The sequence below is a fragment of the Paenibacillus sp. EC2-1 genome (genome assembly GCF_049311625.1).
In the GTDB taxonomy this organism is placed as follows: Bacteria; Bacillota; Bacilli; order Paenibacillales; family Paenibacillaceae; genus Paenibacillus_AQ.
Genome location: NZ_CP186006.1, coordinates 1,831,701 through 1,845,351 on the forward strand (window position 1 = coordinate 1,831,701; position 13,651 = coordinate 1,845,351).

14 protein-coding genes are annotated in these 13,651 nt (G+C 41.8%); 11 read left to right on the forward strand and 3 right to left on the reverse strand.

Annotated features, from left to right (window positions below; translation table 11 throughout):
- Positions 1 to 12 precede the first annotated feature (12 nt).
- Positions 13 to 318, forward strand: a complete 306-nt coding sequence (locus ACK8P5_RS08505; RefSeq protein ID WP_422660508.1) for a hypothetical protein — start codon at positions 13 to 15, stop codon at positions 316 to 318.
- A 1,476-nt stretch (positions 319 to 1,794) separates the two neighbouring features.
- Entirely contained in the window at positions 1,795 to 2,151 is a 357-nt protein-coding gene (locus ACK8P5_RS08510) for a hypothetical protein (protein ID WP_422660509.1), read from the forward strand.
- 358 nt (positions 2,152 to 2,509) lie between these two features.
- On the opposite strand, the gene ACK8P5_RS08515 is transcribed toward ACK8P5_RS08510, so the two are convergent.
- Both ACK8P5_RS08515 and rsgA read right to left on the reverse strand, forming a co-directional pair.
- Complete coding sequence (locus tag ACK8P5_RS08515; protein ID WP_422660510.1) at positions 2,510 to 3,520, reverse strand: phosphotransferase family protein; 1,011 nt, start codon at positions 3,518 to 3,520, stop codon at positions 2,510 to 2,512.
- On the reverse strand, positions 3,517 to 4,392 hold the full coding sequence (gene rsgA / locus ACK8P5_RS08520) for a ribosome small subunit-dependent GTPase A (RefSeq protein WP_422660511.1): 876 nt from the start codon (positions 4,390 to 4,392) through the stop codon (positions 3,517 to 3,519). The genes ACK8P5_RS08515 and rsgA overlap by 4 nt, the downstream gene beginning before the upstream one ends.
- Positions 4,393 to 5,059: 667 nt before the next feature.
- On the opposite strand from rsgA, the gene ACK8P5_RS08525 reads away from it, so the two are divergent.
- The 9 genes from ACK8P5_RS08525 (at position 5,060) to ACK8P5_RS08565 (ending at position 11,681) form a co-directional block, all read left to right on the forward strand.
- Positions 5,060 to 5,386 carry a PadR family transcriptional regulator gene (locus ACK8P5_RS08525; protein ID WP_422661417.1) on the forward strand — a complete coding sequence of 109 codons (327 nt, stop codon included), beginning with the start codon at positions 5,060 to 5,062 and terminating at the stop codon, positions 5,384 to 5,386.
- The gene (locus tag ACK8P5_RS08530) at positions 5,383 to 5,730 is read left to right on the forward strand and encodes a DUF1048 domain-containing protein (RefSeq protein ID WP_422660512.1); all 348 of its coding nucleotides are present in this window, start codon (positions 5,383 to 5,385) and stop codon (positions 5,728 to 5,730) included. The genes ACK8P5_RS08525 and ACK8P5_RS08530 overlap by 4 nt, the downstream gene beginning before the upstream one ends.
- A gap of 9 nt (positions 5,731 to 5,739) precedes the next feature.
- Complete coding sequence (locus ACK8P5_RS08535; protein ID WP_422660513.1) at positions 5,740 to 6,015, forward strand: DUF1048 domain-containing protein; 276 nt, start codon at positions 5,740 to 5,742, stop codon at positions 6,013 to 6,015.
- Between the two features lie 156 nt (positions 6,016 to 6,171).
- Positions 6,172 to 6,759 carry a GNAT family N-acetyltransferase gene (locus tag ACK8P5_RS08540; RefSeq protein WP_422660514.1) on the forward strand — a complete coding sequence of 196 codons (588 nt, stop codon included), beginning with the start codon at positions 6,172 to 6,174 and terminating at the stop codon, positions 6,757 to 6,759.
- A gap of 114 nt (positions 6,760 to 6,873) precedes the next feature.
- Positions 6,874 to 7,392 (forward strand): hypothetical protein, encoded by a 519-nt coding sequence (locus tag ACK8P5_RS08545; protein ID WP_422660515.1) that lies wholly within the window; start codon positions 6,874 to 6,876, stop codon positions 7,390 to 7,392.
- Positions 7,393 to 7,437: 45 nt separating this feature from the next.
- Positions 7,438 to 8,256: an MBL fold metallo-hydrolase gene (locus ACK8P5_RS08550; RefSeq protein WP_422660516.1), complete on the forward strand. Its 819-nt coding sequence runs from the start codon at positions 7,438 to 7,440 to the stop codon at positions 8,254 to 8,256.
- A 334-nt stretch (positions 8,257 to 8,590) separates the two neighbouring features.
- Positions 8,591 to 9,391, forward strand: a complete 801-nt coding sequence (locus ACK8P5_RS08555) for an AraC family transcriptional regulator (RefSeq protein WP_422660517.1) — start codon at positions 8,591 to 8,593, stop codon at positions 9,389 to 9,391.
- An 8-nt stretch (positions 9,392 to 9,399) separates the two neighbouring features.
- Positions 9,400 to 10,062: a phytanoyl-CoA dioxygenase family protein gene (locus ACK8P5_RS08560; protein ID WP_422660518.1), complete on the forward strand. Its 663-nt coding sequence runs from the start codon at positions 9,400 to 9,402 to the stop codon at positions 10,060 to 10,062.
- 335 nt (positions 10,063 to 10,397) lie between these two features.
- Complete coding sequence (locus tag ACK8P5_RS08565) at positions 10,398 to 11,681, forward strand: Gfo/Idh/MocA family protein (protein ID WP_422660519.1); 1,284 nt, start codon at positions 10,398 to 10,400, stop codon at positions 11,679 to 11,681.
- Here the strand turns inward: ACK8P5_RS08565 and ACK8P5_RS08570 are convergent.
- Positions 11,678 to 13,519, reverse strand: coding sequence for a helix-turn-helix domain-containing protein (locus tag ACK8P5_RS08570; protein ID WP_422660520.1), 1,842 nt, complete (start codon positions 13,517 to 13,519; stop codon positions 11,678 to 11,680). The genes ACK8P5_RS08565 and ACK8P5_RS08570 overlap by 4 nt on opposite strands.
- Positions 13,520 to 13,651: the final 132 nt, after the last annotated feature.

Sequence of the window (13,651 nt, forward strand, 5' to 3'; positions counted from 1 at the left end):
GGAGGGATTTAAATGGATAAAAAGTTAGAAGGAATATTGGACATTCTAGGTAAACTTAATTTAAGTATTAATATTGTAAACAAAGAAGATTTAGATGAACAGTACGGGAACCTGGAGGATTTTAGGACTTTAACTAGAGATTTAGATATTTTACTAAACAATTTTAATTCTGTGGATAAGAATGATGGTGATGAAGTAGAAAAAATGTTATTTGAAATTCATAGAATTATAACGACATTTGAATGGCATTTATCAGAAATCAGTGATTTGAACACAACAATTTTAAAAGTATATAAAGACAAAATTAAAAATGCCTAGTCTAGTAATGTGAAGACTTAAAAAGAGAGTTATCGTCATTTTAAATAATTTAGACTCCTCGACCGGGACCTGCTAGCCGTGACTCTATAATTATTGAAAGAATGAGCAAAATTATAAAAAAAGATGGTAGGGTTTTTGAAAGTGATGGAGAGACAAGTAGTACTCAATATTCCAATGCTAATGAATTGCTTGATAGCTACAATATTAAACTGATTAGTTGGGAATCTACCCCACCAATTAAAAATACTTTTTCGAAATGATTCATCCTAACCGCCTTGCGTTTATCGCTTGGCGGCTTACTATTAATTCAACGCTGTATCGCTAACAACACAAATATTCGCCAAAAAAGTATGAGCGGCAGCAAGTTCAATATAAGGGTAAGGGTAATGTTCCGAAGCAGACGATAATATCAAACAAAAGGAATATATACGATGTCACCCCAAGCTCAAATCATACTATAGTTACTACAACTCCCGGGTCGACTGGTAAACCAAACTCAAGCGTTGATATCGTTGACTTAAAGACGGGAGAATTGACGAGAAGATGGTATGGTCCTGACGGAAGGGCAACGAGGGATGTAGATTATACACATCATAAGACTCCTCAAAGTCACCCTAAGGCACCGCACGAACATAGATGGACTTATAATAAAAATGGTAATCCTGATAGAAGCAAGTAAAGGAGGGATTTGAGTTAGTAGAATATACTGAACTCGTTCAAAGAGTAGGGGGGGGCGAAGAGTTCCCGTTTTACTATCATAATGAGGAGTACTGGATTAGTAGAAATAAAGAAGGATACTATCTAACAAGAGGGGAGGATAGTTACACGCAATCATTTAGGACAGCAGATGAATTGCTTAGAGAAGGACAAATTAATGGGAAGACTATCTTCGAGATTTGGGATTTAATAGAGATTTAAAGTTTATTACCAAGTTTAATTCTTAAACGCCTATGAAAATATCGAATTAAATATAAAAGAAAAATCTACTTTAATGATCTGAGGAGAGCTCAGCTAGCGTAATCAGAGATCATCTAACTCAAGATATTAGTATTCATAAGAATACAATTTATTATTGGGCGATGCTGCATGAGGATGGTCTGGTCATGCTGTAACCTCTTTCATGCGAGAGATTGCATATGTGGCCAAATTAGATAGCCAAGACTAGAGTTATCAGATGGGAATTTAGATAGTAAGTCTGGTCAAGTGGTCTTTACTAAATTTGTTAAATCACAATTAATTAAGGTGGTGTCTGCGATTTTAGATGTAGAACAATTAAAAAAAGCAATAATACTTTGGCAGATTGAGAAACAAACCAAAGAACAATTTCTAATAAATTTTAATAATTATATGGTTGAACAGAAGGAGGAGTTTTTGATTTTGATTTAATAATGTTTTAGTTTATTTTATTTGAGTCAAACGTCCAGTTTGTCACAAATTAACCATACAAAATTCACAAAGGAAAATTTGGAGGATAAATTGAAACTTATTGGAAGTAAAACAGAACAAGAAATCAGGGAACATCTTATTAAATCAAATCAGTTACTTTTCAAAAGTGAAGAGAAAAAAAGGTTACTTGAAGTTATAGAGTGTGAATTTCCAGAAATGAAAGCAGCATATATTATTTATTGGATACCTGAACAAGGTGAGCATCTTTATAAGATACTAATAAACGATAGATTCGTAGCAGAAATTGAATTAGAACGTAATAGTTATGAGGTAAAACCAAAAGTTAAAACTTTAACAGTTTCGCAGTATTTAAAAGGGCTTAGTAAGCAAAATCAAATTAAATTGGCTGTTGCTCTTGATTTAGTAAAGCATGACTTAAAGATGTAGATTAATTTCATATCTTGCCTTGAAAGGTTATTTTCCTTTCAAGTTTTTTTGTTGGTGGGCATACCTAATACCGAATATTTAACATCCTTTAAACTTCTTCTAGGTGGAACTCAATGAAGGCTGGAGTTATTAATAGATATACATTGGTATTGCTTATCGGGAAAGAATAGCACTAGCGAAAGTCAGATAAGCCTTATTGAGGCAAACGCGAATGTTTTACATTCTATGAAAAAACTGATAGGTCCTTATGAATGAAGCTTTGGAAGACGAATGTAAGTAATGAAAGAAACTCCGAAAACCCACTACATTCATGGGTTTTCGGAGTTCTTGTAGAGAGCTTTATTTTAGAGATTTAGCCCTACGCAGAAATACTTTTCATTTCATGGATTTTTTGGAGCGTGTGGACAAGATTCTTCTTCTCGTCATCGTTCTCTGTGTGGAGATACCCCTCCACAAGCCGATACCCGAACATAAGAAGGATCAGCTCGTAGACGCAATGATCGGCGATAGAGGATGCATCTGTATACTCCGAAAATCCTTTGTAATATGCAGGGACACATCGCTTATAGTATTCGACCATGTGATCGATATCCGCTTCATCCGCAATCAGGCTTGCGATATCCTCACCCAGGTAGCCCCATCCGGAAGTATCCCAGTCGATGAGAGCAATTGTACCGTCCGCATAGATCAGGTTAGTCACCCAGAAATCCCGGTGGCATAGCACGAGGGGCAAATTCTCGATGCGGGCGAGGATCTCGTCTGCGTGCTCATCAATGTCGATGAGCATTTGCCGTAAATGCTGTGGGAATTCGCAGTCTTCCGAACGTATATAATCGTAGACGAGCGGCCATGATCGATAATGCAGATACGTATTCTTCATAAGATCCGCATGGCTCAGATTGGTCAGACTCTGCAGTACAGCGGGCTGCTCCGCATACAGTTTTCCTTGATAGCGTCCTAACTCCAACGCGGCCTGTTCATACATGTCACCGGTCAAGTCTAAACCGGATACGCCATTGATAAATTCCAGCCACAACTGGAACTGATCTTCTTCGGCATTGATCTCGGCGTGATAACATATCGGCCAGCGGAAGGTATCCGAGAACGTCGCGCCTAAGTCAGACGTATAGAGATCATATTCCCGGCGCCATGAACCCGGATCGCCATAACGCTCCCATTTCTTTTGAGTTTTCAGCACGATGCGGTACGGCAATTTTTCACCATCCGCGGCTTCGGCAGTCCCCGTTACTAGGCACACATCTCCTACAGTTCCGCCCTGTAATGGTATGGTGTGGCAGTCAGCAGAGACGATGTCCTTCTTAAAAAGTTGGCTTAAGGTATAGATTAGCGTTTCGAATTTAATGTTCATATTTTCATTCCTCCGTTTTTCTTTGTTTGCTTGCTCCGCATAGCGATCGTTTTGTTTCGAGCTCTTTTATCGATGAGGTAGCTCGTTTTATCCTGGATATACTTGTTCTCATACTGTTGAGCGATATAATGCTCCCACCGTTCACGTGGCAACGAACCGTCTTTCAGCGCGGCGAGAACGCCACAACCCGGCTCGGTCTGATGGCGACAATCTGTAAATCGGCACTGAGTAAACCATTCCTCTACATCGGTAAAGCCTGTGCGGATACCTTCGTCGGCATCAAAAAGCCCGAGTTCACGCATACCAGGTGTATCGATGACCATCGCACCGGAGGGGAGCATGAACAGTTGACGGTGCGTTGTTGTATGCCGTCCTCGGCTGTCAACCTCCCGAATCTCCTGAACCTTCATTACGTCCTGTTCGATTAACACGTTAAGCAAAGACGATTTACCGACCCCCGACATACCGAGAAATACGACTGTTTTAGCAGGTAATAAGTAAGGAGCGAGTTCGCTTAGTCCTTGGCCTGTATGACTGCAGATCGCGTAAACCGGCACATCAGGAATGCTCTGTGTGACTTCTGCGAGGGAGAGATAATAATCTGGAGCGAGATCCGCCTTAGTCAGAATGATGACCGGCTGGCCGCCGCTCTGTCTAGCTTGTGTCACATATCGCATGATTCGGTTCACGTTGAAATCCATATTTAGAGAAGAGAGGATAAACACGTAGTCAAAATTGGTTGCAACGACCTGTTCCAATACGGTTTTGGCATAGTCTGCAGCATGCCCTGAGTAATCCGCGCGTGAGAACTTGGAGCGGCGGGGCAGTACTTTAACGATGAGAGATTCTCCGCTCTCGTTGTAGTGCAGCAAGACAAAATCACCGACGCTTGGAAAGTCTACGCGTGTTTCCGCGCTGTGATAGAACGCTCCTTTGAGTACCGCTTTTACTTCGCCACGCTCGGTCATGATCGTGAAGCGCTCGCGCCGAAGCTCTGTCACCCTGCCGGGTAATAATCCGTCTTGAATTGCTTCTATTTCTGTGTAGCCATAGGTTTTCAAATCCACCATATTTCTTTGTTAGCTCCTTTAATATTGTTTTTTTGGACGCAAAAATGCCACGGACAAGCAGCCTCTAAAGAAGCTGCTGTCGCGCGGCATTATGACGCAAAAAAGATACGACCTTTATCGTATCTCGCAAACAGCAATATTCACGAAAGGTTACTTTGGATGGCATACCAAATAATACGGGCATTTTCCCGCCTTATTTCAAATATGCCTACTATTCAGTTTTAATACTGAACCACCATATAAGTAGTCGCCATTAAAAACATCTCCCTTCGTGTTAGGAACTTGCTTATCGCTAAGCTGTATATAAATTAACCTATTTTAGAAAAAAATTCAATGCCTAAAACCGCAGATTCGGTTAGCCTGCTCCACTGATGCTGAGTTATTGACAAACAACCTACTGCGTGATACTTTATAGTGGTAACTAGCAATACTTGATACTAGTGATACAGAATAGCAAGAGGTGATTGTTCTGGAAAACCTAACGGAAATGCTTAAAGGAGTACTTGAGGGCTGTGTCCTTGAAATTATAAGTCGTAAAGAAACCTACGGATATGAAATCACTCGGAGGCTAAATGACCTCGGCTTTACAGATGTTGTGGATGGAACGGTATACACGATTCTGGTCCGGCTTGAAAAAAACAAGTTGGTGGAGATCACCAAAAAGCCCTCCGATATGGGACCGCCGCGTAAATTTTTTATGCTTAACGACGCAGGGCATAAGGAATTACAGAAGTTCTGGGGGAAATGGGAGTTTGTATCTTCGAAAATCAACGAGTTAAAGGAGAGACAAGAATGAATTTTTGGGAAAAAATTACCGGAAGCGACATCAATAAAGAGATGAAAACTTTTGAGTTACGAGTCAAAAAGCTGCCAGTTGATTATCAAGAGGCATGGGGAGAGATTCATACTAGTCTTTGGGAACATTCAGATTTCACGGGTCGTAATCTCATGCCGATTTTTGAAGGTGTACTTAGCTTTTTCGAAGAAACAGCGGCAGAAGGTCAAAGTGTCCAAGAGGTTTTGGGTGATGATATCCGAGGCTTCTGTTTAGCATTGGCTAGCGAAGAAGGAGCAAACTCTTTACGCGACAAGTGGCGCAAGCAACTCAATAATAATATTGCAAAAAAGTTAGGTAAGTAGGAGGGTGAAATGAGAATACAAGATATCATCGAAGGCAAAAAAGAGTGGCGTGCACATGTAGCGCGTGTTAAAGGGCTCCCGGAAGACTATCAGATTGTTTATAAAGAGATTCAAAAATATTTCTTTAAGGTCGGTCCTGTTGAACTAACCGCTGGAATGAGTGTGCTTTCGGGAATTGTCGATCTTTTTGAAGAGGGTGCAGCCTTGGGAAAGGGTGTGCTCGATGTGACAGGCGGTGACGTAGCCGCTTTCTGCGACGAACTAATGAATAATTCAAAAACTTAAAGTATTGAGGATAAAACTAAGTTGAAAATAGATGGGAAGGCCGTATCGGATTAAATCTGATAGGGCTTTTTTGTGTATAGAATAGTTCTGAATTGTTTCGGATATATATTTAATTCTGTGACCTTATTATAATTTACTAAAAACTTGGAGGGTTATATGCTTAATATAGATTACAGCCATTATTATTGGCAAGATGATGAAATTAGACTGCGTGCCATACAGACTGAGGATTGGGAAAGTTGCTACGTAAGTGATTTTGATACTCCGGCACGTCGCTTTTTAGAATGTGCAATTGAATTACCACCTACCATTTCAGGGGTGAAAAAATTCGTAGAGGAGAATGCTGATTTTTCTTCAACGAATGGACGAATTATGTTTACTATTGAAAAACTAAACGGAGAAAGTATAGGCGGAATCAATTTAAATAGTATTGACGAGAGAAATGGTACGTTTAGCATTGGAATCGTAATCTATAAAGAGTATCGTGATCAGGGCCACGGTACAAGGGCTATGGAGATCTTATTAAGGTATGCATTTCTGGAGCGAAGACTTCATAAATTTAATGACTATGTTCTCGAAGGAAACGAAGGTTCTTCAAGGATGATGCAAAAACTTGGCTGCGTTCAAGAAGGTGTGCGGAGACAGGTGGTATATATAAATGGTCAATATTTAGATTTCATTCTGTTTGGTTTAACTAAAGATGAGTTTATGCAGAAGCAAGCGGAAAAACGCAAATTGGGATAACAAAGGTACAAATAATCTTGACTTTCTGTATGAAATTGACAAGGGATATAACCATCTTTTATAGAATAGTATCAGTAATGAAGGGAATGTATTCTTAGGGGGCTCGGAGCGTAGGTGAAATCTCCATTAACAGGTCTAAAAGTAGTTATTATTGGGGTTTTTGTTTTTTTTACTGCGCCCTGGATATTGTTATATATCGGTCTTTCATTAACAGAAAATCCTCCTAAACCTGCCTATACATATGGGGAATTCCCCTTTTACCTGGAATATGAAATCGATGGTCAAGTAAAGACCGTAGAAGATACAGTCATTGTCGAGTTTGATGGATTTGGACTTAGTGAAGGTTCTGGTGGTAAGTACGTACAGTGGAAGAAATCATTGGCCAGTGGGAATAAGGAGATTGTCTTATATAAAGATGGCAAAGGAGAAGAAGAGGTATCACTGCTTTTGTCCGTTCTATATCAATCTTATGGATTGCAAAATGAGTTGCAGAACGGAGAAACTACAGTTCCGGGTGTAATAAAAAGAGAAGGGAGCTTAAGATCGGCTGCACACTTACATGAATACGAATTATTAACGGAGTATAAGTTGAAATGGATCAAATTCGAATATGGCGAATCTATAATAAAGTAACCTGAGTAGCAATTCCAAAGCGATAAGGAGTGTGAAAGCTTCATAATGAAGATTCATTTTCTTGGGACCGCTGCGTCTGAAGGATTTCCTAATGTATTTTGCCGCTGCGATGCTTGCCTTACAGCTCGTAAACTCGGTGGGAAAAACATTCGCACAAGAGCTTCAGTCATCGTCGATGATTCCTGGAAGTTCGATTACTCAGCTGATTCACAAATGCAGGCTCTACGAGATCAGATCGATATGGGGCGAATCGAGCATCTACTCGTGACTCACACCCATTACGATCATTTTTACCCGAATGATCTGATCAGCCGGATTGAAGGCTTCGCGCATGGAACCAAGCATCCGTTACGGATTTACGGCAATGATCTAGCCATGTATCATGCTCGGAAAGCCCTTGAGAAGTTTGAAGGCGCCAGATTTAGCTTCCAGCGGATGATGCCTTTTCAACCGGTAGCAATTGGATCTGCTCTTGTTACGCCGCTGCTTGCAGATCACGATCCGATGGAAACTTGTTTGATCTACTGTGTTGAGAAAGATGGGAAGGCTGTTTTATATGGTAATGATACAGGTTGGTTCCCCGATGAAACTTGGGCTTGGCTGAAGGGCAGAAAGATAGATTTGGCAATTCTGGACTGCACACATGGAAATACAGGAGATAAGAAGCAGCGTGGTCATATGTCTGTAGAAACGATTCTGGAGGTCCAGAACGTATTCAACCAAGAGCAAATTCTTACGGAGGAGGGGCGGATTTATGTCACGCATTTTACGCATAACTCCGGTCTACAACATGACGATTGGATGAGAATCTTTGAACCTTATGGCATTGGGGTTGCGTATGACGGACTTATCGTACATATCTAATAAAGGCTCACTTTATACCAAAAGAACGAATAGAGGCATTATCAGCGGACGGGTTCCATTCGGAACATGTTTATGGTAATGCTTTTTCCTTTTGTAGCTTCCAAAAATCACATAAAGAAGGTTAAGTAGACAGCGCATACAAGCTCATCAAAGTCTATTTAGAGGTGATTTTTCATGATCAAAAGTGAACATTTGCTACACATACTTGGGTGACTATCGGTATTCATTCTGAATGAGCATTTCAGACATGAAGTAGCGTGTTATGTGCATTTTCATATGTTGAAATTTGAGATATATTTTAGTTGTTTGCGAGCTAGTGATTGGAGGCAAGAAAATGGAGGTAGGTGAGCTGTGTCCGGTATTTGTAGCAAAGGAATGCTATGCGGGAACGATCGTTAATTCACCAGGTTGTACCTATGGGCCAAGACTTCAGAGCGAACTACAAGTTGTACTGGTACATTCCGGTTCAATGCTGACCACAATTGACGGTGCAGTGACCAAGGTTAAACCTGGAGAAATGATACTTATTTTACCTGGTCAGAAAGTGTACATTGCATTCGCTGAAAAGGAAGAAACTTGGCATCGCTGGGTTACTGTATTTGAATATGAAATAGAGAGTGAAGTGCTAGAAAAACTGCAAAAGCTACCTAATAAGCTCCCCATATCGGAACAAATGAACCAACTGCTTGATTTGCTTGTTAAGCTTCAAAGACGTGGGATGCCAGGCGGTACGATCGTGCTTAACAATCTCGCACTTTGTGTCTTTCAGCAGTATGCAGTAGAGTGCCAGAATGACGCGGTAGCGCTTACAGTTCATCCGGCCATTACGCTAGTACAGACAATTATTCAGGAACGATTTCAGGAGGATTTAACTTTACCTCAATTAGCCGCTCGTGCTTGTCTATCCGTGAGCCATCTCGTACGGCTGTTTCGGCAGCATACAGGAATGACACCGATGCAATATATTTGGCAATACCGTATGGAACGCGGGGTGGAACTTCTCCGTACAACGGGTCTCGCAGTCGGAGATATTGCAGAGCGCTGCGGTTTTAAGTCATCCTATCATTTCGCACGAATTGTTAAATCAGGTAAAGGGCGTACGCCTACAGAAATTCAGAGAGGAAGATTAATATGACATTAAAGTTGAAAGATTCATTTGATCGTGATGGTTATGTTGTATTGAAAAATTTATTTTCCGACCAAGAGATTCTTGAACTCAAAAAAGAGGCTATTAAAGTGCTTAAGGAGAAAGAGGTAGGCAAGGAGGGTGTATATGTCGGCATGGCGGCTGCTAGTCCTGTCTTCGCAACCGCGGCAGTAAAGCAAGAGCTTGTCGGAGCGCTTAAAGAAGTTATTGGAGATAAGATTGTGTTTCTGAGTGATAAAATTGTGTTTAAGGATGCAAGTACAGATTTTGGATCTCCTTGGCATCAAGATTATCCCTATTGGGAGGGCAGCCATAAGTTTTCGGTATGGATCGCGTTAGATGATGCTATTCCAGAAAACGGATGTTTGCGAATTGTGCCTGGGTCGCATTTGCTCGGGGATATACGTCATAATGGTGATGCCTCTGACGGTCTTGGATTTGGTAACCGATTAAGAGATGAGGATATTGATCCGTCACAGATTTTAGATTTACCAGCATCAAAGGGAGATGCGATTATATTTCATGATCTGCTCTTCCATGCTTCTTATTCGAATAAATCCGGTAAAGATCGCTGGGCACTTATATCCACTTATAAAGACGGTACACAAGAAGATCCGACTTACAGTTGGGCCACTGCAGCATTTGTAGTTAGTAGTTAAGTTTTCGTTCGAGTTGAACGGCAAGCTATGAAGTAACGCTCCCTACTTGTGGAAATGACTTCATGTTGGGCATTAGTTCGGTATTGCACCGGACTGATGCCTTTTAATTTTGACTTAATTACACACGTTGTGATTGTAATAATCGAAAAATCAGATGTCATGATGATAAGTAACAGTGAGGCTGAAGAAAATGTGTGAATAATGACGATCGTTTTAAAAAATGAACAGCCTACATATTTAAAACACGCAATCTTCTTAAAGAATGAACATAGACGATAAATGAAAAAGAAAGTTAAATGAAGGCGAGTGACTATTTAAAGGGAGGCAGTATAGAGATGACTAAGGAAAATCATAACGGAATTAAAGTAGCTATTATCGGTGCAGGATCGAGAGGATTGGGTTATGCCGATTATTTCCGCTCTAATCCGGCGGCAGGTACCGTAGTTGCGGTTGCGGAACCGAATCGCGAGCGGACAGATCTAATTGCAGGACAGCATCAAATTCCCGCCGAGCAATGTTATGACAGTTTCGAGGCCTTCTTTGCCCAGCCGAAGATGTGCGATGCTGTAATGATTTGCACGATGGATCGACTCCATTACGAGCCGACGATGCTGGCGTTAGAGAAGGGGTATCATGTCATGGTGGAGAAGCCGATGTCTCCGGAACCTGAGGAAGTACTTGCCATGGCTAAGAAAGCGGATGAAACCGGAAATATTTTGATGGTTGGACATGTACTGCGTTATTCTCCATTCTTCCATAAGTTAAAATCCGTCGTGGAATCAGGCGTGATTGGTAAGCTCGTTTCGGTCGATTTAATCGAAAATGTTGGAAACATTCATTACAGTCACAGCTACGTTCGGGGCAACTGGGGGAATAGCAAGAAATCAACGTTCATGCTGTTATCTAAAAGCTGCCACGACATTGACATATTACATTGGCTAGTAGATCAGCCGTGTAAGAGGGTTGCTTCTTTTGGCTCGCTGATGCATTTTCATGAAGGACAGGCACCGGAGGGATCAACGGGGCGCTGTCTTGACGGCTGTGCCGTAGAGCGGACCTGTGCATACTCAGCGAACCGAATTTATGTGGAACGCGGTGAATGGCTATGGCAGGTTACGCTTTCTGACCGTAAGGAGGAAAGGTTGAAGGCGATTCAGGATGGGCCTTACGGCCGCTGTGTTTATCGATGCGACAATGATATCGTCGATCACCAGGTGGTCTCCATGGAGTTCGAGAATGGGGTTACGGCTAGTTTCTCGATGATGGCTTTTACAACAGAAGGGTATCGGACAATCAAGCTGTTCGGTACGAACGGACAAATTCGCGGGCATATGGAGAAAAATGAAATTGAAATTTCTACTTTCGATGGTGAGGTGGAAGTGATTAAACCGATGACACGTCCCGGTGGACATTTCGGTGCTGATCCCCTACTCGTAGAGGATTTCGTCATACAGGTACGTAAAGGAATGCAGGGAAAAGGGCGCACAAATGCGAGCGCGTCTGCAGAAAGTCATCTCATTACCTTCGCAGCCGAGGAAGCACGTTTGAAAGGGCAGGTCGTTGAACTGGATCGTTATGTGGAGGGGCTGACGCCTACGCCTGCCCCGATACAAGCTTAAGTGGTGACACTAAAATATTGCGTTGGTGTCGTGCCGTTTAGCCTTTTGAAATGCCTGATAAAAGTGCCAACATTGGTGTAGCCGACACGCCCCGCAACTTCTTTGACCGGTAGATCTTTGTTCTCCTGCATCAGCCTGATCGATTCTTTAATTCGGACAGTATTGATGTAGTAGCTCAAATTGAAGCCGGCATTTTTTTTGAAATAACTAGACAAATAGACGGTTGATATAGAAAAATGATCAGCAATCATCTGCATCGACAGATCAAGCCTATAATTGGTTTCGATATAAGCAATGATCTTATCATATAGTATTGTGTCCTGCTGGGTGGAATAGGCGGTTGCTTCACTATATTTTTTTCTCAGCAAAGTTAGCATAGCCGGAATACCGAACATCGCGGACAACTCAAGTGGTGCGGCATCGACGGAGAGATTGGTCTGCATTTTCTTGCTTGCGACAATGATATTCAACAAATCGTGAAGATAGCGAAGCATATGGCGAATTTCCTTGTAGCACAGCTTCTCCATGATCGCTGGTATGGTCGTATTGAAAAAACGCTCGACACCCTCAGTATTACCCTTGAGGACGTAGGCGATAAGTTCTTGTTCTTTCTCAAGAGAGAGTGTAAAAGGCACTTCTCGGATTGCTGCTATGTCTGGATAATAGGCGATATGACAAGTCGCGTCAGAATCGTATGCATGGCGCTCGATCGCCAGAAGGCTTTCCTGCACAGCGGAGTGGACATTCAGCACATCATACTGATAACTGCTTATGCCGCAGATCATAAAGAGTGAATTGGATGCTAGCCTGTCGCAAACGGACGATACAATGGTTCGCGGGTCCGCTTCGTTCATTGCCTCAATAATGTACACGTCTGTGTCGTGCCGGTGAAGTAGCTTCTGATAAGGGCAGTATTCCGAAAGTATACGCTCAAATTCCTCGATTGCTGCCCAGGCACGTTGACCGTCATGACCTTCAATCTGGCTGGATACAACATAATAAGAACGGTATTTTAACGCCAGTGCTTCGAGCATGTTTTGCGGAACTGCAGACGGCGTACCGCTTGAGGCGAGTCGTAATAACGCATTTTGTTCCATGATGATTGATTGCTCTGTAATCGTCTTCTCCATCTTAGAGTTAGTTATATTCAGCTTTCTAATTGTACGGCTAATCGGCTTGTATACGAACAGATTGAGGCCAATGAAGAACAAATGGATAGCTAGGAAAAGTCCAAATAGCAAGGCAGTATAACGACTGGCGGTCTTCATTTTTTCCTGTACCGTATTCTCACCGTACAAAATGGAATACTGCAGCTTGTTCATACTTAGTCCTATACCAGTATACGATCTACCGTCCAGTTGAATTCGGTTATCCAGCATGGTGATGTCTTCATTGCTGAGGGGGCGGCTGCCTGCCAAGAGTCGACCATCTGCTGTCGTGATGGTTATTGTATTGTTTAAAACGGCCGCTGCGTTCCTGAGGTACGTTTCTAAATGTCTTCTATCTATTTTTACAAAGATGGATCCGACGTTTTTTACTTGATAGGAGTATAAAACAAATTGTTCGTGAGTCGCCCATACTTCATCGGCTTCAAGTTTATGTAGGCAATTACAGGTGAAATCCCTGGAGTCATTTCGCAACTTGTTGTAGAACAGGTCTAATTTCCGGCTACCGTCTGCACCAGTGACAAGACCGGATTCCTTGAAATATACATACATCGAGGCACTAAACGGCATCAGTCGGTTCAATTCACCCAACCTTTGGTTGAATTTTTGAAGCTGCTCATAGTAGGCTGCGTTAAAGCGGCTATGATTTAATGAGTAAATATCAGTATTCATACTTAACGAGAAGGCACTTTTTTTTATTTTAGTCAGTTCTTGATCGATGGATCCAGCAATATTGAGCAGCGAATCTTTATTTGTTTGGTCTATGTTTTGTTTGATTGTTGACTTTAGGTAGATTGAATTGTA

Excerpts from the sequence above, each read along its gene's own strand:
- ACK8P5_RS08535 (WP_422660513.1), top strand. The coding sequence starts at position 5,740 with ATGAGAATACAAGATATCATCGAAGGCAAAAAAGAGTGGCGTGCACAT.
- ACK8P5_RS08565 (WP_422660519.1), top strand. The coding sequence starts at position 10,398 with ATGACTAAGGAAAATCATAACGGAATTAAAGTAGCTATTATCGGTGCA.
- ACK8P5_RS08515 (WP_422660510.1), bottom strand. The coding sequence starts at position 3,520 with ATGAACATTAAATTCGAAACGCTAATCTATACCTTAAGCCAACTTTTT.
- ACK8P5_RS08540 (WP_422660514.1), top strand. The coding sequence starts at position 6,172 with ATGCTTAATATAGATTACAGCCATTATTATTGGCAAGATGATGAAATT.
- ACK8P5_RS08555 (WP_422660517.1), top strand. The coding sequence starts at position 8,591 with ATGGAGGTAGGTGAGCTGTGTCCGGTATTTGTAGCAAAGGAATGCTAT.
- ACK8P5_RS08550 (WP_422660516.1), top strand. The coding sequence starts at position 7,438 with ATGAAGATTCATTTTCTTGGGACCGCTGCGTCTGAAGGATTTCCTAAT.
- ACK8P5_RS08570 (WP_422660520.1), bottom strand. The coding sequence starts at position 13,519 with ATGAATACTGATATTTACTCATTAAATCATAGCCGCTTTAACGCAGCC.
- ACK8P5_RS08505 (WP_422660508.1), top strand. The coding sequence starts at position 13 with ATGGATAAAAAGTTAGAAGGAATATTGGACATTCTAGGTAAACTTAAT.
- ACK8P5_RS08530 (WP_422660512.1), top strand. The coding sequence starts at position 5,383 with ATGAATTTTTGGGAAAAAATTACCGGAAGCGACATCAATAAAGAGATG.